This is a genomic window from Methanobrevibacter ruminantium (genome assembly GCF_016294135.1).
GTDB lineage: Archaea > Methanobacteriota > Methanobacteria > Methanobacteriales > Methanobacteriaceae > Methanobrevibacter > Methanobrevibacter ruminantium_A.
Genome location: NZ_JAEDCO010000001.1, coordinates 1 through 26592 on the forward strand (window position 1 = coordinate 1; position 26592 = coordinate 26592).

At 32.4% G+C, this 26592-nt stretch carries 25 protein-coding genes; 5 read left to right on the plus strand and 20 right to left on the minus strand.

Annotated elements, in window-relative coordinates:
* Positions 1–121: 121 nt before the first annotated feature.
* From VW161_RS00005 to VW161_RS00100, 20 genes are all read right to left on the minus strand, one after another.
* Positions 122–1609 carry a sodium-dependent transporter gene (locus VW161_RS00005; protein ID WP_304085764.1) on the minus strand — a complete coding sequence of 496 codons (1488 nt, stop codon included), beginning with the start codon at positions 1607–1609 and terminating at the stop codon, positions 122–124.
* Between the two features lie 313 nt (positions 1610–1922).
* On the minus strand, positions 1923–3653 hold the full coding sequence (locus tag VW161_RS00010) for a Na+/H+ antiporter NhaC family protein (RefSeq protein WP_304085763.1): 1731 nt from the start codon (positions 3651–3653) through the stop codon (positions 1923–1925).
* Between the two features lie 348 nt (positions 3654–4001).
* A complete protein-coding gene (gene ftsY, locus VW161_RS00015) occupies positions 4002–5348 on the minus strand; it encodes a signal recognition particle-docking protein FtsY (protein WP_442919846.1) in 1347 nt (448 codons plus the stop codon).
* Positions 5349–5723: 375 nt separating this feature from the next.
* Complete coding sequence (gene pfdA, locus VW161_RS00020) at positions 5724–6152, minus strand: prefoldin subunit alpha (protein ID WP_304085759.1); 429 nt, start codon at positions 6150–6152, stop codon at positions 5724–5726.
* A 29-nt stretch (positions 6153–6181) separates the two neighbouring features.
* A complete protein-coding gene (rpl18a, locus tag VW161_RS00025; protein WP_298535467.1) occupies positions 6182–6406 on the minus strand; it encodes a 50S ribosomal protein L18Ae in 225 nt (74 codons plus the stop codon).
* A 102-nt stretch (positions 6407–6508) separates the two neighbouring features.
* The gene (locus VW161_RS00030) at positions 6509–7186 is read right to left on the minus strand and encodes a translation initiation factor IF-6 (RefSeq protein WP_304103503.1); all 678 of its coding nucleotides are present in this window, start codon (positions 7184–7186) and stop codon (positions 6509–6511) included.
* A gap of 69 nt (positions 7187–7255) precedes the next feature.
* On the minus strand, positions 7256–7516 hold the full coding sequence (locus tag VW161_RS00035; protein ID WP_304085753.1) for a 50S ribosomal protein L31e: 261 nt from the start codon (positions 7514–7516) through the stop codon (positions 7256–7258).
* Positions 7517–7527: 11 nt separating this feature from the next.
* Positions 7528–7683 (minus strand): 50S ribosomal protein L39e, encoded by a 156-nt coding sequence (locus tag VW161_RS00040; RefSeq protein ID WP_067145211.1) that lies wholly within the window; start codon positions 7681–7683, stop codon positions 7528–7530.
* A gap of 73 nt (positions 7684–7756) precedes the next feature.
* A complete protein-coding gene (locus VW161_RS00045) occupies positions 7757–8356 on the minus strand; it encodes a DUF7411 family protein (protein ID WP_304103500.1) in 600 nt (199 codons plus the stop codon).
* A 20-nt stretch (positions 8357–8376) separates the two neighbouring features.
* The gene (locus VW161_RS00050) at positions 8377–8742 is read right to left on the minus strand and encodes a DNA-binding protein (protein WP_295607063.1); all 366 of its coding nucleotides are present in this window, start codon (positions 8740–8742) and stop codon (positions 8377–8379) included.
* A 92-nt stretch (positions 8743–8834) separates the two neighbouring features.
* Positions 8835–9275, minus strand: coding sequence for a 30S ribosomal protein S19e (locus tag VW161_RS00055; RefSeq protein ID WP_292778664.1), 441 nt, complete (start codon positions 9273–9275; stop codon positions 8835–8837).
* Positions 9276–9356: 81 nt separating this feature from the next.
* Positions 9357–9593 (minus strand): YhbY family RNA-binding protein, encoded by a 237-nt coding sequence (locus VW161_RS00060; RefSeq protein ID WP_067148918.1) that lies wholly within the window; start codon positions 9591–9593, stop codon positions 9357–9359.
* The gene (locus VW161_RS00065; RefSeq protein WP_296855860.1) at positions 9586–9957 is read right to left on the minus strand and encodes a ribonuclease P protein component 4; all 372 of its coding nucleotides are present in this window, start codon (positions 9955–9957) and stop codon (positions 9586–9588) included. Before VW161_RS00065 ends, VW161_RS00060 begins: the two co-directional genes overlap by 8 nt.
* Positions 9958–10257: 300 nt before the next feature.
* A complete protein-coding gene (locus tag VW161_RS00070; protein WP_304085744.1) occupies positions 10258–10839 on the minus strand; it encodes an adenylate kinase family protein in 582 nt (193 codons plus the stop codon).
* Between the two features lie 16 nt (positions 10840–10855).
* Positions 10856–11950 (minus strand): OBG GTPase family GTP-binding protein, encoded by a 1095-nt coding sequence (locus VW161_RS00075; RefSeq protein WP_304085742.1) that lies wholly within the window; start codon positions 11948–11950, stop codon positions 10856–10858.
* Positions 11951–12254: 304 nt separating this feature from the next.
* The gene (locus VW161_RS00080) at positions 12255–14960 is read right to left on the minus strand and encodes an STT3 domain-containing protein (protein WP_304085740.1); all 2706 of its coding nucleotides are present in this window, start codon (positions 14958–14960) and stop codon (positions 12255–12257) included.
* Positions 14961–15496: 536 nt separating this feature from the next.
* Complete coding sequence (gene topA / locus VW161_RS00085; RefSeq protein ID WP_304135149.1) at positions 15497–17680, minus strand: DNA topoisomerase I; 2184 nt, start codon at positions 17678–17680, stop codon at positions 15497–15499.
* Between the two features lie 350 nt (positions 17681–18030).
* Positions 18031–18213: a hypothetical protein gene (locus VW161_RS00090; protein WP_296855867.1), complete on the minus strand. Its 183-nt coding sequence runs from the start codon at positions 18211–18213 to the stop codon at positions 18031–18033.
* A 328-nt stretch (positions 18214–18541) separates the two neighbouring features.
* A complete protein-coding gene (gene serB, locus VW161_RS00095) occupies positions 18542–20401 on the minus strand; it encodes a phosphoserine phosphatase SerB (RefSeq protein WP_325192621.1) in 1860 nt (619 codons plus the stop codon).
* A gap of 12 nt (positions 20402–20413) precedes the next feature.
* Positions 20414–20959, minus strand: coding sequence for a TATA-box-binding protein (locus VW161_RS00100; protein ID WP_296855871.1), 546 nt, complete (start codon positions 20957–20959; stop codon positions 20414–20416).
* A 360-nt stretch (positions 20960–21319) separates the two neighbouring features.
* Here VW161_RS00100 and cyaB point away from each other — a divergent pair, with 360 nt between their 5' ends.
* The 5 genes from cyaB (at position 21320) to fen (ending at position 26531) form a co-directional block, all read left to right on the plus strand.
* A complete protein-coding gene (gene cyaB / locus VW161_RS00105; RefSeq protein ID WP_304093896.1) occupies positions 21320–21865 on the plus strand; it encodes a class IV adenylate cyclase in 546 nt (181 codons plus the stop codon).
* Between the two features lie 161 nt (positions 21866–22026).
* Complete coding sequence (locus VW161_RS00110; RefSeq protein WP_304087868.1) at positions 22027–23205, plus strand: homocitrate synthase family protein; 1179 nt, start codon at positions 22027–22029, stop codon at positions 23203–23205.
* 287 nt (positions 23206–23492) lie between these two features.
* A complete protein-coding gene (gene hacA, locus VW161_RS00115) occupies positions 23493–24746 on the plus strand; it encodes a homoaconitase large subunit (protein ID WP_325192622.1) in 1254 nt (417 codons plus the stop codon).
* Between the two features lie 61 nt (positions 24747–24807).
* Positions 24808–25374 (plus strand): chorismate--pyruvate lyase family protein, encoded by a 567-nt coding sequence (locus tag VW161_RS00120; RefSeq protein ID WP_304087864.1) that lies wholly within the window; start codon positions 24808–24810, stop codon positions 25372–25374.
* Between the two features lie 170 nt (positions 25375–25544).
* On the plus strand, positions 25545–26531 hold the full coding sequence (gene fen, locus VW161_RS00125; RefSeq protein WP_304102313.1) for a flap endonuclease-1: 987 nt from the start codon (positions 25545–25547) through the stop codon (positions 26529–26531).
* The last annotated feature ends 61 nt before the right edge of the window (positions 26532–26592 follow it).

The window sequence follows — 26592 nt, forward strand, 5'->3', positions numbered from 1 at the left end:
AAAGATAAGAAAGATGAAAAAAGATGAGAAAATACTGAAAATAGTAAAAATAATAAAAATAGCAAGAAAAAATAGAAAAAATAGAAAAAATAGAAAAGAAATAAAAAGATGACTATTAAGTTTAATCATCTTGAATTGGCTTGTAATAATCCTCATTCTTTGCAGGCAATAGAGTGAATATTATTGGAACAATTACAAGAACGATTGCTAAAGCAAGCATAATCAGATGGCTTGTAGTGTCTCCAGTTAAAATAGTGCTGTAAACTCCTTGAGCCCACAATACAAAGATACAAACAGGCAATATATATTTGATAATAATCTTCCAGAATGAATCCATTTGAATGGATGAATGACTGTTTAATACTTCAACAAGCTCATCGAAATTGTATATCCAACCAAATATTATACATTCAAGGAATACTCCAAATAGCAATGCAAAGTTGTTTAGGAATGCATCAAAGATTCCCAAGAGGTAACTTCCTGCAGCAGTTGAGAATAAACAGGATATGCAGAATCCAACAACACATACTAAAGTTGCGGATTTTCTTCTTGAAAAGCCGAATTTTTCAGAAATTGCAAATGACGCCACTTCAAGGAGAGCCATTAAAGAAGTTAGACCTGCAAATAAGATACATAAGAAGAACAATGGTCCAATAACAGATGCCCAAGGACCCATTACATTAAATACCTTTGGGAAAACAACAAATGCTAAACCTGTTCCTTCAGTAACCAATTCATTGAATGGAATTCCAGTGGTTAAAGTCATGAATCCTAAGATTGAGAAGATTCCAATTGCATTGAACACTTCAAATCCAGAGTTGGAAAATGCTACAATCAAAGCATTGTCAGTTAATTTGGAATCCTCTGGGAGGTAGCTTGCATATGTAAGTGCAATTGACATACCTAAACTAAGTGAAAATACGATTTGACCAAATGCAGCCAACCACACATTCAGATTGGTTAAGGCAGACCAATCTGGAGTGAATATCTGAGTATAACCTATTGAAGCACCAGGTAAAGTCAAGGAAAATGCAACAATTACAATTACAATTACAACTAAGACAGGCAATAGTATTTTACTTACTTTACCAATACCCTCATTCAAGTCTTTTTGGACAATAGCCCACGAACTTAACCAAACAAGGAAAACAGATATGAAAACCCATGGAACAATGGTAGTAATACCTGAAAGGGAATCAGATGCATGCAAAACACTAACTGTAAAGAATAAATCAGGGTTTGCACCCCATGCCTTGGTTAAACTCAAAGCAACATATATCAAGTCCCAAGCAACTACACAAACATAGTATGTTGTGATTAAGAATACAACCAATATGATAAACCAAGCAATAGGTTCCAATCTAGACTTGATGGTGAAAAATATCTTGGATAAGGATGTTTTGAATTTAAATCCTACCGCATATTCCACCAAAACAAAGGAGATTCCTAAAATAAATAGAGATACTATATAAGGAATCATGAATGATCCTCCACCATTGGAATAAAGAACATTTGGGAAACGCCAAATATTACCTAAACCTACAGCGGAACCAATCATTGCCAAAACAAAAGCAATGTTACTATCCCACACAGACTTTTCAGACGCCATAAAATCACTACAATAAAAAATATCAATTAAATAAATGCAAATCAAATAAATTTAAATAAGAATAATAAATTCTTAAAAATATTAATAATTAAATTAGTTAATAAAACCTTAAAAAACATTTTATTAATTAATTTAACTAATAAAAAATTTAAAAAAGTTTATATTAAAATTAAAATATTAAATTAAAGATTAAAGTTAGAATATTTAATAAAAATTAAATATAAAATTAAATTTTTTAAATTTAATTAAAAAATAAAAAGAAGAGAAAGGAGACTTAAATAGATAAAACTATTTAAGTAGTTTCTTAAACTTCTTAAGCTTCTTCAACTTCTCCGAATGGTACTTTTTCACCAAGCACTCTTAATCCGATGTACATCACTACAATAGCTACAGGGATTGAAATGTACCATTGAATACCGAATCCTGCAGGGATGTAACCGAATATTATAGCAATAGCTGCAACGAATATTGCATAGTATATCTGAGTACTTACGTGGGCAATGTGGTTACAACTTGTACCCATAGAGGATAAAATTGTAGTATCTGAAATTGGTGAACAGTGGTCACCAAAGATAGCACCAGTCAATACACCACTGGTACATACGATTACAAAGCCTATTTCAGGATTTACTGCCCAAGCAAGAGGAATGGTTAATGGCATTAAAATACTCATTGTACCATAGGAAGTACCTGTTGCAAAGGAAATTAAAGCACCTAAAACGAAGATTAATGTTGGTAAAATAAATATAGGTATTGCACCTGCCAATACACCTACTAAGTAATCAGCAGTACCTAATTCACCAATAACTCCACCTAAGGACCAAGCGAGCAATAAGATTACACCAGTGATAACGATAGTTTTCATACCGCCTACCCATTCACTGATAGCTTCTTCGATGGTCATGATTTTTTGGAGCACTGCCATGAGAATAGCTACAATTGAAGCAAGCAATGCTGCCTGGAACAAAGCAACAGATGCGTCAGAAGCTGCTAATGCTTCAAATATACCGCTGAATGATAATGGAGAGGTTTTCATTAAGGTAATTAAAGCTTGATCTTCTCCACCTAAGATAGTGGTATATCCGCTCCAGTAGAATGCAATAAGTGCACCGACAACCAATACACCAATAGGAATAATTGCATTCCAAACAGATAATTTAATACCTTCAACCGGTTTAACATCATCAAAACTGGTTGCTTCAAGAGATTCGACTGGTTCATCTTCTTTTCTAGCACGTGCTCTTTTCTCTGCTTCTTTCATTGGTCCAAATTCATAGTAAGTGAGTGCAGAGATAACAATGAAGATTAAGATTAAAATGTTATAGAATCTAAATGGAATAGTTTGTAAAAATATACCGAATCCACTTACATTCATTCCAATGGATTGGAACCCTTGAGTAATTAAACTGAGTTCTAAACCAATCCAAGTAGAAATAATAGCAATACCTGCAACAGGAGCTGCAGTTGCGTCTACTACAAATGCTAATTTTTCTCTGGATACGTGAAGTTTGTCCATAACAGGTCTCATAATAGGACCTACAATTAAAGAGTTAGCGTAATCGTCAAAGAATACACATAAACCTAAAAGTTCAGTGAATAATTGAGCTTTTCTAGGAGTGTCAGCACGTTTAGCAAATTCATCTGCTAAAGCTTTTGCACCACCCATCTTGGTTACTAATTGGATGATACCACCAATAAGTAAACATTGAAGGATAATACCTGCATTCCATGGATCAGCCATACAAGAAATAATTTGACTACCCATTGCTAAAAATGCATTGATAGCAGAGCTGATAATGTTTAAATCGTTAACGGAAACCATGAATTCTCCAACGAAAACCCCAATAAACAAAGATAAAATAGTCTCTTTGGTTATGAATGCTAAAGCAATAGCCACAAGAGGAGGTAAGAGAGTTAAAATACCGAAACGAACTGCATTATCGTCTCCAGCTGGTGCATTGGTAATTAGCAAGGATAAAACGAAAAGAGCTATTACAGAAATAGCTACAATCAATCCAATTTTTAAATTTCTATTCATTTCCATAATCACACCATTTTTATAAAAAATTAAAAAAATACGAATTAAACGATAAACAAGTTTTATTTTAAAAATCCAAAATAGGATATTTTAGATTATAAATAAAAATTAAAAACCGTTCAATATAATAAGTAAAAATAAAGCATTTAATATATTATGTAAATACTAAACAAAATTTTACTTAGTTAATATATAATATATTTATAAAATTAATATATAAATTTAACTTTAAAATTAAGTAAATTTGGCTTTAAAATTGATTAAATTTAGTAAAATAAGAGTAAAATAAGATTTGAATAAAAAAATAAAAATAAAAATGAAAAAAATAGGAAAATGATGGATAAAATTATGGATTTAAGAGAATATTTGCTCTAACATCCAGTCAGCATCATATTCCTTAATGTCATCATAAGATTGTCCCATACCTAAGAATAAGATTGGCTTTTTAATGATGTAACCAATTGAAAGTGCAGCACCACCTTTTGAATCAGCATCTGCCTTGGTAAGTATGACACCATCTATATCAATAGCTTCATTGAATTTTCTTGCCTGTTCTGTTGCATCGTTACCGGTTAATGCATCACCTACAAACACGACCAAATCAGGTTTAGAGACTCTGCGAATCTTTTTCATTTCATCCATCAAATTGGTGTTTGTTTGCATTCTTCCAGCAGTGTCAATCAATACAAGCTCTTTTCCTTTAGCCCTAGCATGCTGAACTGCATCAAATGCTACAGCTGCAGGGTCAGATCCCTTTTCATGCTTGATCAATTTAACACCTAAATTATCTGCATGATATTGAACCTGTTCAATAGCTCCTGCCCTAAATGTATCTGATGCAGCAATAACTGGAGTGTAACCTTTTTTAATGTAATAATTGGAAAGTTTACCAATAGTGGTGGTTTTTCCAGTACCATTGATACCTACAAGCATTACAACAAGAGGCTCTCCTTGAGCAACTTTCTCTTCAAGGAGTTCAGTCATTGATTTTCCTTCAATGTCAATGATTTTAGCCACAGCATTTTTAAGAGCCTTGTAAGTGTAATCCTCAATATCACTACTTCTTTTAATTTTCTGACCAACCAAGTCATTTTTGACAGATTCGACAACAACACTTGAAACATCCATTGCAACATCCGCTTCCAAAAGACCTAATTCAAGTTCAAATAGGATATCCTCAACATCATCTTCAGATATTGACTTTTCCTTAATGAATGATAAGAATCCGCCGGATTTTTCCTTTTTGCCCTCATCATCAGACTCATCAGATTCTTCTTTCTTCTTACGTCTGAATAATGAACGTCTGGATTTTTTAGATTCCTCTTCTTTCTCTTCTTCAACTTCATCTTCTGAAATCTCTTCTTCAGAATCTTCAACAGAATCAATTTGGGAATATTCTTCCCCTTCTTCTGCTGCTTCTTCAGTTTCTTCTTCAGACTCTTCCTCAAGATCTTCAACTGAATCTTCTTTAGAATCTTCTTTTTTATCTCTTTTCAAGAAACCTAAGAATCCTGATTTTTCCTTTTTATCAGCATCTGAATCTTCTTTAGAATCTTCCAATTCTTCTTCAGACTCTTCCTCTAAAGCAGCATCCAGCATTTCATCCAATTCTTCTTCTGAAATATCTTCATCATCTGAAAATTCTTCAATCTCTTCAGATTCTTCAATTTTATCAAAAGTTTCTTCGATAGGCTCTTCGATTAATTCTACATTATTCTCTTCTTTAGCCTCATCTTCGACTTTATTTCTTAATTTACCACTTGCATCAGCAAATTTTTTCTTTAATGAATCAAACAAGTTTATCCCTGCCTAATAATAAGTATTATAATTTAAATTTTTTAAAATTTCTTTATCAATAATTATTTTTATAATTAAAAATTAATAAACTTACTTATTTATAAACTTACTTATTTTAATAAAATATGAATTTTGTTATTAAAATTTAAAAAAACAGCTACAAAACATATGAAAAAATAAAATAAAACAAGAAAATTTAATAAAAATAAAAAATAGTTAAAAAAAAAGAAGAATAATAGATAAAAATCTATTATTTACTCAATAAAAACAAAGCATTACTTACCTCATTCCTTGAGCTTGAAGTTTTTGCATTAATTGTTCAGCTTGAGGAGAAAGCTGAGCTACAATATTAGTGATTTGTTGTAAATCTGCAAATAACTTGTCTAAAGTATTTTCAAGCTCTTGTTTTTGCTGAGCAGCAGTTTCTTTAGCTTCTTCAAAAGTTTTGGATACTGCAACACCAGAACCGAGGCTCATAATAACTTTATTTTCATTTTTAATCTCTGCATTAATGAAGGAGCCAGCACCGAGAGGTACTAAAGTCTCAACAGTGTCTTTACCACTTATATCATCTAATGTAGATTCTAAAATTTTAATTTCAGCAAGAGAAGTTTGAACTGCATCAATTTGAGTTTGGTATAACTCAGATTGGGATTTGTAAACTTCAAGTTGAGCTAAAATTTGTTGTAATTTTTGCTGGTCTTCCATTTTAACACCTTAAGATTATGATTGATCCTCTAGAGAATTGCTTTAACTACAGGATCTTCTACTTCATCCTCAGAAATTTCTTCAATAGAGTCAACTTTAATTTGACTTCTTTTTATTCTATGTTTACTTCCAAAAATGGAATAAAGTTTTTCATAAATGTCTTCTTCGTTGATAGCTTTGAATTCTTTAGTGAAAACTTGGGTTTCACTGCCCATTACAAAACTACCTTTAATTCTATAAATTTTTGTTAACATAAGAATCCCTTCCTAATAATACTATAATTAATCATCTGACATATAATCGAATATTAATGAAAATAATCAATTAACACAACATATCCTTAAACTATGATGAAATTAAAAATCACCGAAATCCAAAAAGCCTAAAGCTTCTTCGATTCTAGCCATTTCAGGACCAGTGGTATGTTCTCCAACCATAACTCCATTAGAGTTAGCGATACCACATGCACCTACAAGAGGCATACCTTTGCATACTGTCCCTATATTTCCTTCAACCTTAAAGAACTCTTCAACATGTCCAAGTTCGTCAGATAAGGTATCTCTATGTAAAAGCGCACCTTTATTAGTGATTATACTTGCTGAACCGACAATTTTGGAATCAGCAAATTGATATATCTCTACAGGAACCTTTAAAGTATCCTCAATGACTTTTATAGTTTCTTCCTTAATGTTTGGACCTGCCATAGCACCATAATCGTTTACTGCAAGGATATTTCCCACTGCAGTATATTTACCAGGAAGTCTTGCAACATTAAGCCCTGCATCCTCTAAAAGTTCCATTTCCCTATCAGTTGTGTGTGGAGAAACAACAAAACCATTAGAATTTCCAGTAGCGAGAACTCCATTCAAATTGCATCCTGCAATAGAAGTTCTAATCAAATCGACTTCAAGTGCCTCTTTCATCACAGGTTCCATTTCAGTAGGAAGATTAAAAGGAACAATAGCTACTTCATCATTAACGGATATGTAAACTCCTAAATTAGGATTTCCAGTTAAATTTATTCTTTTAAGCATATTTTATTCCTTATATAAATTTTAATTTTTAATAGATTGAAAAGATGATTAAATATAGTCATAGCAAAATTAGTTTTCTGCTAAAGTTGCTTTAACAACACCTTCTTCATCTTTTACAGCGTTTACTTTTACTTTAGATGGAATTTTTTGAATTCCTCTTTCCCAAATAAATTCATTAATAGAAGCATCAAGTTTAACTTCTTCCGCTTTCATATGTTTCATTAAAAAGCTTTGAACTTCTCTGATAGCTCTAGGAGCTCTGATAGTTCTTTTTACATTTTTAACTTTTCTAAGTGGAATAACATAAGTTCTTTCTAATTCTTCTGCCATATTAAACACCCCTATATTTTAAGATCATTTCTTCTCCAATGTCTAGGTTTAGGTCTGTATCTTAATTTACGTTGAGTTTTAGAATAAGCCCAAATAGGGATTCTTCTGTTTTGTTTATTAGCTTTAGCCATTCTTAATTTTTTAGCTAATGGTTTATTTCTACTCATTTTTTCACCGCGAATATAATAAATTTGATATTTTGAAAAATAATTTAATTAATCTTAATTCCAATGATAACAACTAAATCCTATTGATCTGTTTCTTTAGCCCACTAACATTAGTTTGATAATGTTCTGGGAAAATATCTGAGGAATTTCCTCCTTTTTCATCAATCAATAAGCGGATTTCAACCTCATAATCTGAACTTGTATCCTTATTGCTCTTTTCATGCTTCAATTCAAAAAGATTGTCTACAAGATATTTGATGGTCTTATATCCAAAACTATCAAGATTCATATATTGAATATCTTTTCTGTCTTCCAAGCTTCTGATTTGATTTCTGTTGAGCTTAGGAGTCTTGTCATCCCTTCTTGTGCCATCAGCAACAAGTTCGTAATGATTTGCAACTTCCTCGACAACAGCTTCGTGAAGATACTTTATCCCATCATTAGGAAAACCATCTTCCATAATCATATCAACAGCTTTTTCCAAAATGGAAATGTCCAAATCTAAAACCTTATGATTTAAACCAATGGACTCTGCAGATTTTCTAGCTGGATGAAATGAATCATAAACGCCGAAGTTAGCAGTAACGAGTTCAACATCAAAACCTAATTGGTCAAGGATAATTCCCATCAATGAACTGTCTTTGCCACCGCTATAAAGAACACAAGCTTTCATTTTACCAAATCACTAGTCAATTATCTTCTTGTAATGTGGATTTCTCTTTTTTGACCCATGAGATTTTTAAGTAAAACTTTAAGTTGTTCATCAGTTACTTTTCCTCTAAGAGAACCTGCTTGAGCTGATTGAAGCAATTGGATTTCAATATTTTGAACGAGTTCTGGTTTAGTTAATCTGAGATTATCTAATCTACCACGAGCTTCTGGAGTCAAAATCTGTTTCATAGCTTGCTTTAACTGAGCTTGCATTTCTGCTTGTTGTTGAGCAGCTTGCTGCTCTAGCAATTGTTGCTGTGCCATTTGTTGTGGATCAGCATTCATAGCTGCTTGTTGTTGTTGTAATTCAGCCATACGTCTTTTGCGTATTTCATCAAGTTCACTCATAATAAAAACCCCATTAATTTAAATATTTTTCATTGAATCAACCATTAAATAATCATCAAAAATATTCCATGATTAATTCTAATTAATTCTACCTAATATTTTGAAAGTTCTGGAATATCTTTAATTAATTCAGCAGAAGTATTATCTAAGAAAGATCTACCTTCTGGAGTAATAATTCTTCCAGCATCGACTTTTTCCACGTAACCTGCATCTTCTAATTGATGTAAAGCTACTCTTACAATAGAGCCACTACCTTTTCTGAATTTTTCAGGGTTAACTCCTCTGTCTTTTTTACCACCGTAGAAGGTTCTTAAACTTCTTACTCCAACTGGTCCATCAATATAAACTCTTCTTAAGATAGAAGCGCATCTTACATACCACCAGTCGATGTTTTCTGGTTTTCTTTCTTTGTGAACACCAGTTTTAACAAGTTTTGTCCATTCAGGGGCAACAATTTTATCATTATTATCTCTAAATTCATCTGCAACAGTATTAATTAATAACTCTGCAGGAACATCAAATACAGTTGTCATATAATTTTCTCCAATTAATATGTTTCTAATCCAATTTTCTTACTCACCTAAGACTGGTGTCTGTAACTCTAAGCGAATAATCTAATTAGATTGCTTTTTATAAATAACAGCAACATTTCCTCTAACGTCAATAAGTTGGGATTTAGTGCCTTCAACAATGTTGCTTATTAAATCATCTTTATTTCTTGCTACATTTTTAGCAAATCGTAATTTAATAATAGGATTGGATTTTAACTGACGTTTAATCTCTTCAATAACATTGTCATTAACACCAGCTTTTCCAATATTTATTGTCATAGCGGAACGAGCTTCATTCATAATCTCTTTTTTTGAAAGTGTAAGAGTCAATTTTAGCTCTCCTTTTTAACTTTTTTTCCCTGATGTAAGGAATTTTCATAATATGGCCACACTCGCCACAATAAATATTAATTTCATTATTAATTAGCCGGACAGCGCAGTTGTGACCGGGAACCAAAAACTTGTAACAATTTTTACAGTATCTTCGTCCCCAAACTTGAGGAATTTTTGCATTATACTTTTTGGAAATCTTTCGAGCAAGCTCAACATAACGATGAGATCTTTCAGGATGTTCTTTATATTCCTTTTCTGCACGATTAAAAAGAATATCCATCCTTTCTTGAGCTATCTCAATCATCCAATCAGGTTTTTTTCCTCTAGCCATAGATACTCCTCTCATACATAGTATAATCTCTTTAAAATAACTTATTGCCTAAATAAAAGTAGATTTTGATGAGAAATCACATTTTAAGCAATGTAAAAATAAAGTAATTAAATAAATATTCCTATAATATAATAGTACAAGAGGAATATTAAGATAAGATATGTTTTTTATTATATAAAAAGGTTTTCTATATTATATATAATATTATAAAAATAAGACAAAAATAGCATAAATTAATTATTTTTAAAATTTTAAGGTTCAGAACATATTAAAATGAATATGGGAAGAACAATGAAAAAATTATTCCAAAAGCCATTCCATATAATCGATTGAACCAACAGGGCATTCCATTTTACCAGATGCAATATCTATTATCAAATCACGAATCTCTTCAACAGACTTATCACTTGCATCTATCTCATTGGTTTTATCCCCATAAATCTCATAAGCTTCTGCTGAACAGACTGCCAATGCTTCAGCTTCAAGGTTTTCTTGAATTTTAGACTCTGAATAGTTCCTTTCTTCAAGCCTATTTTTAAGAATGGATGGATTTAAACGAAGAACAATCATTTTATCTGCACCTTCACAAAGATGAGACAAATGACCTTCCACTATTAAAACACAATCACTGCTTTTATCGATTTCCTCATTCAAAGATTCATTTAATCCATCAATGTCAATGACTTTATAAAGCTTATCGGGATCTTCACCTAAAACCAAGTCATTTTCAATTGCAAAATCATTTACCTTAATGAGTCTTGAATGAAATCCATTGCTGGACAGGTAATCGTTCAAATCACTTGCAACAGTTGTTTTGCCCGTGCAAGGAGTGCCTGAAATAAAAATAACTGTATCTTCGGACAAATCATTTAAAATAGACATGCTAAACACTGCAATATTATTTTTTAAGAATTATACGTAAGACATCCTCATCCTCAAGGACATGGTCTGGACCTACCTTTTGACCTGGGAATTTTACTGAAGTTCCCCAAATCTTAGCATGCCTAAAGTTTTTAACGAATTCCCTGTGTAACTTTTCACATGCATCAATAACTGTAGACCCTCTTCTGATAACCAACGGATCTTCCATATCTGCTTTTCTACCTTGCGGCTTTAAATAAACCCTAATTAAATCTACATGGTCGAATATTTCCTCTTTAAGTGCATCAATATTGAGTTTCTTATCTGCAGAAATAGGTATGAATTCAGGAATTTCCTTTTGAAGTTGCTTTAGGTAATCAAGGTCAACCAAATCCACCTTATTCAATAGAATCATCATAGGAACATAGGATTTATTGTCTTCAATAACATCAATGAACTGGTCAATTGTTACATCATCCCTAAACAAGACATCTGCATTGTGGATCCCATACTCATTTATAATTGATCTGATGGTTTTTTCATCCAAATAGGTTAAAGGAACTGTTGTAGAAACATTGACTCCACCTTTACGTGTCTTTTTGATTCTAACATCAGGTTTGGTTTGATTTGGCCTTACACCTACATTATCAAGCTCCTTTAAGATAACATTCAAATGCTGTGGATTAAGTGTATCCAATACCACGATAATCAAGTCCGCAGTTCTTGCAACAGATAGAATCTCTTTACCTCTACCTTTACCTCCAGCAGCACCGGTAATGATTCCAGGAATGTCAAAAATTTGAATTTGAGCATTATTATATTCCATAACTCCAGGAATAATTTCTAAAGTAGTGAATTGATAAGCTCCAACCTTACTTTCAGCATTGGTTAATTCATTAAGCAATGTAGATTTACCTACTGATGGGAAACCTACCAAAACCGCTGTAGCATCACCGCTCTTCTTAATGTGGAACCCTTCACCTTTGGATCCACCACTACTTCTTTTAATCTGTTCTTCCTTAAGCTTTGAAATCTTAGCCTTTAATTTACCTATATGGTGAGAAGTAGCTTTATTATAAGGTGTCTTTTGAATTTCCTCTTCAATAGCTTTTATTTTTTCTTCTATAGACATAAACTCCCCAATAATAATTTATTACGAAATAAGAATTAATTTTGAAATAATCCAATAATCATCCAATAATCAATTTTATGATGCCATTATTAGAAAATTGAAAAATGTAAATATTTTATTATAATATAAATTTTGTATTTTTAACATATAAAATATGCGGTAAAATAAGAAACTAAATTGCAAAAAGATAGCAATAATTAAAAAAAAAGAAAAAAGTTAAAGAGTTATAAGAAAAACTAATGGACAGTTTTAATTATAATCTTAACTCCATTTTAAATTTTAAACATAACTAAACGTTATGTCACTATGCATTAGAATCTGCGTTATCAGAACTTGAAGCCCCATTATTAATGGTCCAAGTAGCAACTCCATCCTGCATGTCACTTATTGTAAAGGTATCTTGACCTACACCACCTAATAGGAATAATCTGGTAAAGACAGAGTCTCTAAGTTCATTATCCATTACTATAGCAGTGTACTGATTTTCGGAACTTAAAAGGTATATTGTATAATTTCCGTTTTTATCCAAGGTCTTGTTTACAGTTAAGTAACCATCTTCAATAGCAACAAGATTACTTGCTTTGAGAGGGTTATATTCACTACCATTCAAGTCAACCTTACTTCCATTGTTAGCCCAAGTAGCAGTCATTTGAGCAGTGGTTTGGTTAGTACCATTAGATCCTCTTTTGACATCAGCACTGAATAAGATATTACTATCATTCAATACTGGAATGCTGCCTTGAGAGTTAGGATTGATTGTAACATAATTAGGAGCTACATAATATTGATAGTTTGTACTGTCTAATGTATCAAAGTTCCATGAACCGAAGTAGGACCACCATCCCGCTTTTTGAATCATGTCTGAACTTAAAACAAATGCAACATTATTCGGATTGGATGGGTGTGACTGTTTTACAACAGCACTTGCTTGGCTTTCAGTTAAATTATAGTCTTTGACTAAAGTTGATTTAGCATTTTCCCTACTCATACCTAAGGTTTTGTCCAATGCATCAACTGCAGTTACATTGCTTCCTGTGTAATTGCATAATAATTCAGAAGCATTGCTACCAGTAGTACCCAACATCTGCAAGATTCCTTTAGATTGGGCGAAATCTGAAGTAGTCAATGCTTTACCTACCCAGTATGCACGGTCCCCTGACTGAGAACCCCCATCAAAAGAAGTTGGATGGTCAGATGCAATTTGGAATAGGTAACCGAAGTCCCACCAGGAAATGATAACTGTATCATCAGTAGTGTTTTCCTTAACATAGTCCATAGCATTCCATATTGGGTCACTTGAACCAGGAACTGTGAGCGCAGTAGTCTGGTAAGCACCACAAACAGTTGGAGACACTAAAGCTAAAGTGATCAATACTACAACCAATGCCTTTTTAAGGGACACATCTGAATCCCTGACAGATTTTCTAAGGTATATGAATACTCCAGAAATAACTACAAGAGCAACAAACACGATTGAACCTATCAATACAGCATTGTCAATAGCATAACCGATTTGACTAAGTGGGAATGCAATCAAGAAAGAACACACAATAGCTATCAAGAATAAAGTTCTGTCATCATCAATATTGGCTTTGACATAATCAACTGCATATCCTACAAAAATACCTGCACAGATACCCATAGGAACAACCAATACCTGAATAAACCTTGTACCTTGAGTTACTGCTGCTGCAGATGCAAGAATCCATACAAGGAATAAGCTTAAGTAAAGCACATTCAAACGTTTGCTTTTATTGATTTCGTCAGTTGAACCGAAAGACCCAATGTCTTTAAGGGAAATTCTGAATCTGTCTTGTTCTTTTCTTATAGAAGTAGCTTTACGTTTAGATTTATGTGGTTTTGATGAATCTCCTTTAACCTTTACAGATCTTAATCTAAGCAATCTTTGGACAAAAGTGAATAATACCAATAAAACACCGAAGAATGCAACGATTCCACCAATACCGTTTATGATACCGCTTGTGTTTGCTAAGAATGCACCTGGAAGTCCGCCAGCTAAAAGGTTAGGCCTTTGCATCTCTGCAACAGAAACAAATACGTTAGGCCATACATCATGTGATGCGGATAAAAGTGAGAAACCTCCAGTAAGGCCGGATATAGCATCAAGTATACCGCCGATTCCAACAGTGAACAATAAGCCGATAGCACCTAAAACAACAATTAAAGCTACTGGGAACAATTCTTTTTGATTAATCAACCAGTTTAGCTTATTACTATAATTTCTAAATGGTTCCAACACTTCAATGTCCAGATAGAAACATAGTATAAAGAATACTATCATCACAATTATCATTACTGCAGGATAAAACATATACCCAGTCCATGAAAGGGAATAAATACCAATAGTGATAACAGATAAGATTGCGAATATCACTCTATGAACCAATTTATCGCTTTTAACCGCTTCAACAAAGAAGAGTATAAAGAATAAAGGCAAGGTTACGTTAAACATGTCTGTATCGAAAAATCCTGCAAATGTGTGTGTAATATAGTTAGGACCTAAAGCTACAATCAATGTAGCTGCAATTGCACCATAATCATTGGTTATTCTTCTTGTGAATATGTAAACAGGAATTACAGCAAATGATGAAATGAATGCACCAGTCCAAAATGCCACTTCCTTAAGGGACATGTCCTGGAACATGTTCACTATTCCATATAAGACTGATGTGACATACGCAATCATCGGCTGATAGGACCCAACGTCCCTTCCTGATGGATAGTATGAATGCATATCCCAACCAGAACCATTTACTAAAGTATCACCAAAATATCCATGATCCATATAATCTTGAGTCATCCTTAAGTTAAAGTATGAGTCCATTTCACTGAAATAAGGAAGACCATCAGCATCCACATAATTTGCTTTAATTTCATTTGGAACTCCACCAATGTCAGCGGCTTGAGCTCTGAGACCAAAAACCAAAACAAACAATATTGCTATGATAACCACAGATTTTAAAATTGTTTTAACTTTCTGATTTTCCATATAAAATCCTCGTACATTTTACAAATTTATATTCGAATATAATTTATAGTCAGTACCCAATCATCTCATGAAAGATAAAAGCGCTTAAATTATCCCATTTCATAAAACAACAGCATACGACTTGTAAACAAATAATTAAATATATTTTAAAATATATTGCAATAATTATTTTGAATTAAAATTATTAAACTTAAGATTTGATATGATTATTATTAAACCAATGTTAATAAAAATCAATTTAAATTTAATAATAATTAAATATACATTTTATATACATATATAATTTTCTAATGTTTTATATAAAGGAAAAATAAATACAAAAAACATTTGAATAAATGCGAATAAAATTATCGGTTGAAAAATAAAAAAGAAAATAAAAAGAAAATTTAAATGAATTAAAAATAAATTAAAAAAAAGTTTAAAAAATAAAGAAAGAACAAAGAAAAATAGTCAATGAAAAAAAATAAAATAGAAAAATAGAATAGAAAAAATAAAATAAAAAATAGAATCATTAAGTTTTATAAATAATCATCGGATTATTTACTTAATTCTTCTGATTTTTCTTGTAATATTTTGTCCAAATCCTTCAATTGGCAGCTGAATCTACATTGTGGGAAGCCACTGCATCCAACAAATTCACCAAATCTTCCGGAACGTTTCAATAAGTCTCTTCCACATTCAGGACATTTACCAACAACTTCAGGAGCACGCCTTTTGCTTACTTCCTTTCCGCAATTTGGATCAAGACAAACATGTTCCCTTCCCTTTTGGCCTTTTCTCTTAATTGAAATCATAGGCAAACCACAGGTTGGGCAAGTGGATTTCAATATGTTTGCACCTTTAGGAAGTGAGTAAGTGTTTCTGCATTGAGGGAAATTTGAACATCCAATAAATGTTTGCTTATTCCTTCTTGAATACTTCTTAAGCAACTTGCCTCCACAGGAACATTCACCAACGACATTGGATTCTTGATAGGATTCATAAAGCTTTGAACCAATTTCCTTTTGGTTGTTATTAATATCCTTGAGAATTGATCTAACTTCCTTTTCACCATTTGCAAGAATTTCCTCTTTTGTAATCTTATCAGCAGATAAGCAATCGAGTTCCCTTTCAAATTCACGGGTCAACTCTTCGCTTGTTAAGTTCTTACAGTATTGCTTCAATGTATCAATGATATGAACACCTAATGGCTTAACTTCAATCTTTTTGCCATCAATATATTTCCTATCATAGAGTTTTGCAATGATGTCTGCACGGGTAGCCTTTGTACCAAGCTCTCTTTTCTCCAATTCCTTGATGAGAGAAGCTTCATTGTATCTTGCAGGAGGCTTTGTTTCCTTCTCCTCTGAAATGATTTCATGAATCTTTAGGAAATCTCCTTTTTTAAGTGGAGGGAACTCATCAGCTTCCTGTTTCTTGAATGGATAATGCTTTAGCCATCCTTCATGAGAAACCCTTTTTCTTGAAAATACAAATTCCTCATTGTTAACATTCAAGTCAACTTTCATGGTTTCCAATTTGGAATCCTCACTGAAGACGCTTATGAACCTATAAACAATCAAGCGATAGATCTTTTCCTCATCTGGAGATAAGTTAGATGGCAATACGCCAGTTGGGTGAATAGCTGGGTGTGCTGCATCCTCTTTCTTACCTTCATTTGGCTTTAATTTTGCAGGCAAGTCAGCAATATGTTTTCTAAACTCTTCATCCTTAAGAAGACCTGCAAAAATCTCTTTAAATCCTAATGATTCAGGGAGCTTTTGGGATGAGGTACGTGGATAGGAAGTGTATCCTCCAACATATAGGTTCTGAGCTGCAACTTGAGTCCTTTTAGGAGAAAATCCAAATACTGTGTGTGCTTCAGATTGCAAACCACCTAAATTGAATGGAATAGGAGGTTTTCTGATTGTTTCCTTAACATTTACAGTAGTTACAGTTGCATCAGCACCTTGACATTCATCAAATATCCTTTTAGCCCTTTCCTCATCAAAGATCTTATCCTCAACATGATTTGCTATAATGTCAAAATCCGATTTGGCCTTGATTTGCCAGTAAGGTTGTGGAATGAATGACTGTATCTCCTTTTCCCTATCCACTAAAATGGATAAAGTAGGAGTCTGAACACGTCCTGCAGATAAGCTTATGCGTCTTGAAGAGGAAGATCTAACAGCTTTCATTAAAGCTGAAGAGATGTTCATACCAAAGTAGTAGTCTAGCATATGCCTTGCAATACCGCTATCCACTTGGTGTAAGTCAATGTCAATCATATGGTCATATGCATCAACAATGTCCTTTTTGGTCAATGTTGAAAATTTCATACGGGATGCTTTCGCTTCAGCATTGTTACCGCAAGCATATTTCAATGCATTATAACCAATCAATGTTCCTTCTACGTCGTAATCGCAAGCATGAACAAATTTATCTGCATCTTTAGAGAGCTTTTTAATAGCGTAAACATAATCCCTAACATATCCGCTGTTCTTTTCAACTTCATATGCTGGAACCCATTTTAAATCAAAACCTAACCTGTCTCTTGAAGTAGCGGATGTCAAAGAGTAAAGGTGACCTACTGCAGACAAAACAGTGGTCCTTTTGCCATTTTCCTCAAATTCCCAATAGCTTACCTTCCTACCATATTTTTTCTTTTGGGCTTTTGAAGAGAGAGCCTTTGCTATCTTCTCAGCAGATTTTGGTTTTTCTGAAATAATCACTTCATGCATGTTATCACATAATAAATAAAAATTGAATATAAATTAATAATAAAATTGTTTAAAGCTTTTTCAAATATCAAAAAAGCATATGAAAAATAGAATTCTATAAAATAATTTTATAAAATCTAACGAAATAAATTGAAAAATTCATTTACAAATTATTCAAAATCATAAATACTTTATACATAACCATTATATTTAATATTTTCGTTTTTGAACAATTCAAATTTCAGGACTATTATAGTATTAAAATGAAGAATAAAATTAAAATAAATGTGAAAATTAAAAAATAATTAGTAATTTTAATTAAAATTATATTTAATTAATAAATTGTAAAATAATAAGGAAATAAACAAAAATTATTTCTTATCCATCAAATCCTCTTTATAAAAACCATAGAAATTGCTGCAGTATCCACACATTGGATATTTTCCATAGTGATAATGAGCACCTTCATCACTGTTCATGTCAAATTCCTTTCCACAGGTGTAGCAAACTTCTATTTTTTCTTCCTTTTTATCATTATTTTCATTTTCTGCCATTGTATCCCCACAATATTATTTATAAAATTTCCATCACAATTATAATAAAATTAGATTTAACTATTATATAAATTTACTTAACTATTATATGTCTATTATATTTCTATTAAATCTATTAAAGAATCAGCATGAAAATAACTATAATAAATAAGCTCAAATGAAAAATAAACAAAATAAGAATTAAAATAAACTAAAATAAAAATTAGAATAAAATAAATTAAAATAAAATAATAAAAAAAGTAAATTAAAAAAAATATAAAATAAACTAAATAAAAGAAATTAAAAAGAAATTAAAAGAAAAAATAAAAATTAATTAAATATAATTTAATTAATTAATATCGTATTTTTGCAAGAGTAAAAGCTCTTCGGTAGATAATTTCTTACCGTTTTTGAATTTATCAAAGATACTTTCAGCTCTTTCTTTTTCTTCACGATTTTTCTTATTGTTAGAAGAACCACCAGATTTATCAGATCTGCGTTTTCTGTTTTTGTTGCTTCCTAACTTTTTATTGATAACATGAATTTCACTTAAAATCATTTTAAATTCTTCATGTTTTGCAGAAGCATTCTTTCTTGCTTGGATGAATAACTTATGTGCTTCATCAGCAGCAGTTCTGATTTCATCAGTTTTTCTGAAGTAAGAAAGCATTTGTTCGTGAGCTTCTTGTGCTTGTTCTGAAAGTTCAACTACTTTAGCGTGGTATTCTTCAGATTTCTTCTTGAGTTCAGCAGCTTCTTCTTTGACTTTATCGTCTTCTTTGATTTCTGCAAGTTCTTTTCTTAAATCATTTGCATTTTTAACAAGTTGATTTTCCTTTTTGATGTCTAAAACTCTGGTTTCGATAATTTTATCAATCTTTTTGATTTCAGCTTCAATCCTGATTTTATCTTTTTTACCAGAAGACCATTCAAGACTTTTAATTTCATCATTGACTTTATTACGTGCATTCTTGTTTTCTTCAACTTGCTTGTTGATTTCATTACGTTGATCTCTGAACTCAATAGCTTTAGCTAAGTTTTCTTTTAATTCAGAATTTAATTCATCACGTATTTTACGTTGTTCTTTAGCTTCCCTGTTAAATGCTTCTCTTTCATCTGCAACTTTAGCAATACGTTCTTCTCTTTCATCTTTTTGAACTCTTACACCTTCAATGGTGTCAGCTAAATCAAAATCAGGTTCTGGAAGAGCGTTTTTCTTTTTGGATTTTTTAGGTTTTGCCTCTTTAACAGGTTTTTCTTCAGCCACTTCTTCTTCAGCTTCAGGAGCCTCTTCCTCAGCAGCTTCCTCTTCAGCTTCTTCCTCATCTTCAGCAACTTCTTCTTCCACTACTTCTTCTTCAGCCTCTTCAGCTTCTTCCTCAGCAGTTTCTTCTTCAGCCACTTCTTCTTCAGCTTCTTCAACAACTTCTTCTGTTTCTTCGATTTCTTCAACTACTTCTTCAGTTGCATCTGCAACTTGTTCTTCTTGGTTTTCAACAACTACATCAGTAGTTTCAACTACTTCAGTTTCTACAGCAACTTCTTTATCCACGTCAGCATCTCCTTCAGTGTTTTCAGAGTTTAAATTAATGATGACATTTAAAACGTCAGTTAAATCACGGGTTTCTACAATAATATCCGCGTTTTCTTTTAAAGCAGGTTTTGCATTAAAAGCAATTCCGTATTTAGCAGATTCAATCATAGAGATATCATTTGCTCCATCACCAACAGCAACACATTCATCTAATGTGTAACCTTTTTCTTCTATGAGTTTGGATAGAACATCTAATTTTGAACCAGATACTAATGGTCCAGTGACTTCACCAGTTAAGACCCCGTCTTCTTCAACTAATGAATTTGTGAATATGTTATCCACATCAAGTTTTCCCTTAATAGTATCGGCGATTATATCAAAACTACCGCTAATAATAGCTACTTCAAAACCATTTTCCTTTAAAGTAGAGACGGTTTCTTTAGCTCCTTTCATTAGAGGCATTTCATTAGCTAATGTCCTAATATCGTCAGTAGCAACTCCTTTGAGAAGCCCTACTCTTTTCTTAATGGATGTTTCGAAGTCAATATCACCTTGCATAGCCTGCTCAGTGATTGCTGCAATTTGATCTTCAATATTAATTAATTTTCCAATCTCGTCTATGCCCTCACCATCAATAATAACATTATCTAAGTCAAATACTACAAGTTTAATCAATAATATCACCAATTATATTAAGTCCAATTCGCTAAGTCTAGCTTTTGCATTTTCTACACCTAACCTAGCGTCTTTTTTGGTTTTAGCTCCAGTACAAACAACTTTTCCGGAACCGAATAATAATAATACAACTTTAGGATCAGATAAACGGTATACTAAACCAGGGAATTGTTCTGGTTCGTATTCAGTGTTTTCCAATTCCAAAGCAACTGCTTCTAAATTTAAAGTAGATTGTAAATTTGCAGAAGCAACAATGTTTTGAATTTTAATATCAAACTCATGAGGAATCTCAGTATCAATAGTTCTCATAAGATCGACAGTTTTTTTAATAGCTAATTTTGAATCATCGATTGATTTAGCACCAGTACATACAAGTTTACCGGAACTAAAAATTAAAGCAGCAGTTTTAGGATCTTGAAGTTTAAATACTAATCCTGGGAACTGTTCTCTGTTAAAATCGACACCTTCTAACGCTTTTGCCACTTCAGTAAGAACAATGTCTTTACCAATGCTTGCAGAAGCTACAATGTTTTCTATTTTTATATCAACATCGGTCAATTTATTACCTCCAAAATTATTTAAAAAAAGTAAGTAAATATTTTAAAAAATTAATATAATTTTAGTTTTGACAAATAAAGAAAATTGACAATAAAAATCAGTTAAAATTAATAATTTTTTTATTAAAATTTTTACTATTAAAATATATCATTTATATAGTATATAAAGTTAATGCTTATAAAGCATATAAATAGTAATACTTTTCCTATATAAAGTATTAATAAAAACTGAATAGGATTATTTATAAGTGTATTTGAAACAAATATAAAAATTGAATTGAAAATTAAAAAATGTTTAAAAGCGGTTTAGAAAATTGCTTAGAAAAGAGTTTGAAAATATTAATGATAGTGAGAAATTCATATGATAGAAGTAGAAGTGAAAGCAAAAATTAGAAGCTTTGATGAAATGAGAAAAAGGCTTGATGAGGTAAATGCCGTAAAGGTCAAAACCGAGCATCAGGAGGACAGGTATTTCAACAGCCCAGTCCGTGACTTTGCACAAACCGATGAGGCATTAAGAATCAGAGAAACAAAATCAGATGAAAAGCACAATCTGTTCATTACATACAAAGGACCTAAAATCGATGCAAAAAGCAAGACTCGAGAAGAGGTTGAAATGGGAATAGAAGATGCAGACAAAGCATCTAAAATATTTGAGAATTTAGGCTTCAAGGAAGTGAGAACTGTTGTGAAGGACCGTGAATACTACAAATATGAAAACTATGAAATCAGCCTGGACAATGTTCACGGACTTAAACCATATATGGAAATAGAAATAAGCCTAGAGGACAATTCAGACTATTCCAAAGCACAGGAAAGCATATTTGAACTCTTTGAAAAATTAGGAATTACAGAGGGCTTCGAAAGAACTTCCTACTTGGAATTATTAGAGGAACTGGACAATTGAATTCCAATGCTTTGAAAAATTATAAAAAGGTTTATAAAACAAAAATACATAACTTATTATATTAAATTTAAACTAAAGAAATTTAAGAATATTAAATTTAACAATATTAAAAAAACATAAAACTAACTAAAATACAAAAGACATAAAGAGTTGATAAAAAAATGCAATATTATACAAGTCCTTTCAACAAGGAAGAAGAATACAAATTCCCAAAGGATATTACTATTTATGATACAACTTTAAGAGATGGAGAGCAAACTCCTGGAGTGTGCTTTTCACAGGAAGACAAATTGGAAATAGCTAGAAAGCTTGACCAATTAAGAATCCATCAGATTGAAGCAGGTTTCCCAATTGTTTCATCCAGAGAAGCATCTACTGTAAAAGCAATAGCTAACGAAGGATTGGATGCTGAAATCATCTGTTTAGCAAGAACCAAAAAAGGAGACATTGACAGAGCTCTTGACTGTGATGTGGATGGAATCATTACATTTATGGGAACTTCCGACATTCATTTGGAACATAAGATGCATATCAAAAGGCAAGAAGCATTGAACATCTGCATGAAATCAATTGAATATGCTAAAGACCATGGATTGTTTGTAGCATTTTCAGCAGAGGATGCAACAAGAACTGACTTAGACTTCTTGAAAAGAGTTTACTCAAAAGCAGAAAGCTATGGTGCTGACAGAGTGCATATTGCAGATACCGTTGGAGCAATCACCCCACAAGGAATTACCTTTTTAATTAAGGAACTTAGAAAAGTGACTGATGTTCAAATAGCTATGCACTGTCATAATGACTTTGGATTAGCTGTGATAAATTCAATTTATGGATTGCTTGCAGGAGGAAGTGCTGTTTCAACAACTGTTAACGGTATTGGAGAAAGAGCCGGAAACGCTTCCCTTGAAGAGCTAATCATGTCTTTAAAATTATTGTATGGTAAGGACTTAGGCTTCAAGACCAAATACATCCAAGAGTTATCTGAATTGGTATCCAAGAAAACCGGTTTGGAAATTCCATACAACAAAGCCATTGTAGGAAGAAACGTATTCAGACATGAATCCGGAATCCATGTGGATGCAGTAATCGAAGAGCCTCTTACCTACGAACCATATTTACCTGAACTCGTGGGTCAAAGAAGACAATTGGTTTTAGGAAAACATTCCGGTTGCAGAGCTGTTAAGGCAAAACTTGATGAATGTGGATTTAAAGTAACCAATGACCAACTTTGCCAAATCGTGAAAAAGGTAAAGGAAAGCAGAGAAGAAGGAAAATACATTGATGACGATGTATTTAAAGACATTGTAAGAAGCATTGATTCAAATTATGTTGATTTATAATATAATCAACATTATTCATTTTTTTATTTTTTAATCCCGAAATTCTATTTTAACTATTTTTTTAATTTAAATTTTATTTAAGCCACTTATCCCATTTTTAAATTCTATCTTGATTTTAAACCCAATCTCATCCAACTTATTTTTCAAACCTATTAAAATTGAGATTAAATATAAATAAATTTATAAATCAATAGATTAAATTATAAAAATAGATATAGAATTAAATTAATTAAAGATATTGATAAAATTTTAATTTAAAATATTGATAAATTTTTAGGAGATTAAATTTGAATATTTCAGAAAAAACATTATCCCAGAAAATAGGTCGTGAAGTAATTCCTGGAGAAATTATCGAAGTGGATGTTGATTTGGCAATGTCACATGATGGAACTTCACCTCCTGCAATAAAAACCTTTGAAAAAATAAGCGATAAGGTGTGGGACAATGAAAAGATAGTCATTGTCTTTGACCATAATGTGCCTGCAAACACAATAGGATCTGCAGAGTTTCAAAAGGTAGCTAGAAACTTCATTAAAACTCAAGGAATTAAGAATCATTACATTCATGGAGAAGGAATCTGCCATCAGGTGCTTCCTGAAAAAGGCCATGTTGAGCCTGGAAAAATCATAGTTGGTGCAGACTCACATACATGTACCTATGGAGCATTCGGAGCATTTTCAACTGGAATGGGCGCTACTGATTTGGCTATGGTATATGCCACTGGAAAAACATGGTTCATGGTTCCTGAATCATTCAAGATAGAAGTTGAAGGAAAATTGAATCCTGGCATCACTTCAAAGGACTTGATATTAAACATCATTGGAGAGATTGGAATAGCTGGAGCTACCTATAAGACTGCTGAATTCTGTGGAGAGACAATCGACAATTTGGATGTTGAAAGTAGAATGACCATGACAAACATGGCAATAGAAATGGGTGCCAAAAACGGAATTATGGAACCTAACCAGTCCACAATTGAATATGTTTGCGAAAGAACCGGCAAGACAAAGGATCAATTGAATATCCTTAAATCCGATAAGGATTCAGTATACGAAAAGGAATTCCTATTTAATGTAGATGATATGGAAGCCCAAATAGCTTGCCCTAATGATGTGGATAATGTGAAGCCATTATCACAAGTTGCTGGAACTCACATTGACCAAGGATTCATTGGTTCATGTACCAATGGAAGATTATCCGACCTTGCACAAGCGGCAGCAGTGCTTGAAGGAAAGCAAGTCCATGATGATGTAAGATTAATCATCATCCCTGCATCAAGGGAAATATACCAAAAGGCAATGGATTTAGGATATATAAAGACATTCTTAGATGCTGGAGCTATGGTGTCCAACCCAGGTTGCGGACCATGTTTAGGTGGACATATGGGAGTGCTGTCTGAAGGTGAAACAAGCATTTCATCTACAAACAGAAACTTCAAAGGAAGAATGGGAGACCCTAATTCATCCGTATATTTAGCTAATGCAGGAGTGGTTGCTGCATCTGCAATTTCAGGATTTATAGAAAATCCAGATAACTTATAAATCCATAAGCTGAAACTTCATCAAATTTCTAAACCTTAATAAACAACACGGAGAATAAATTATGTCAAAACATAGTGACAATGACATCAATGTAAGATTGATTGAAAAGATCAATCAGGTTGAAGAGAAATACAATCAGAATTTTTCAAACACTCAGAAAATTCTAATGACTACTGATGGCTCAATTACAGCTATTTTAGATGTTTTATATGGAAAAATCGCTTTAAAAACATTAGAACAACATTTCGAAGAGGCAACTGAAGAAAGTGCCAAATTGGTAAATGTTGATGCTGGAGATGAAGTGAATTATAGGGAAATTGTAATGCATAAGGATGATTATCCTTTAATCTATGCTGTTTCTTACATTCCACTAAAAAGATTAAGCAAAGAAATGAGAGACGATTTGGTTAGGGCAGATATTCCTATTGGAAGAATCCTAAAAAAATACAATGCTGAAACCAGAAGAGAAATAAATGTTATACAGATAGAAAATGCAACTGACAAACTTAAAGAGCTATACAATACTGAAGAGGATTTCCTGACAAGAGACTACACCATTATTATGAATGGTGAAATCCTAATGTGGATTAAGGAATTCTTCCCAATAAATTACTTTACTGAAATATAAGTTATGCTGATATAAGGATGGTGGAATATAGAGCATTAAAAATATAATTTAAGCCATGAATAGTTAACTAAATATGAAAAATAGATTTCAAATGCTCTATTTCACAAAATAAATATATTGAAAATGGTTAAAATAAAAACAATGAATTTAAGAGAAATTAGGTGGATGATATGGGAGTAAAATTCAAGGACATAGTTTCCCCAGAGGAAATTAGTCTAAAAGATTTGGAAGGAAGAACCGTAGCAATTGACGCATACAACACAATTTACCAGTTTTTATCAGGAATTCGTCAAAGAGATGGAAGCCCATTGATGGATCAAAACGGCAATGTAACCTCCCATTTAAGTGGAATCCTCTATAGAACTGCATCAATAGTCGATAAAGGAATCAAACCTATCTATGTTTTTGATGGAGACAGTTCAGAGCATAAGGCAAAAACCATCGAACAAAGAAAGGCCATTAAAGAAGAGGCTATGGAAAAATGGGAAGAGGCTAAAGCTGCAGGAAACATTGAAGAAGCAAGGAAATTTGCTATAAGAACTTCCAGAATGTCTCCTTATATCCTTGAATCATCTAAAAAACTGCTTGATTATATGGGAATACCTTATGTGCAAGCTAAAGGAGAAGGGGAAGCTCAAGGAGCATATATGGTAGAGCAAGGAGATGCATGGGCTGTAGCTTCACAGGATTATGACTGTTTGCTATTCGGCGCTCCACGTATCATCAGAAATCTCACATTAAGTGGGGGATTGTCAAACCTTGAATATCTTGAACTTCAAAAGGTCTTGGAAGATATAGACTTGACAAGAGAACAGCTAATCGATGTGGCATTGATGGTAGGAACCGACTTCAACGAAGGAATCCATGGAATCGGTGCAAAAACAGGATTAAAATTAATCAGAAACAACACTTTAGAAGACATTTTAGTTCAAAAGGGAATCACAGAAGTGAATGTTGAACCAGATGAACTAAGAGACATCTTCTTAAAGCATGATGTGAACACAGATTATGAAATCAAGTTCAAAAGTGCGAAAAAGGACAAGCTTGTTGAATTCATGTGTGAAGAGCATGGATTTTCCGAAAGCAGAGTCCTGAATGTTACAGAAAAATTGAAAAAATTAAGTTCAACACAAAAAAGTTTAGAGGATTGGTTCTAAAACCAATCTTATCTATTTATTTGCTATTTTTATAAAAGTTGAATCGATTAAACTTTGAATT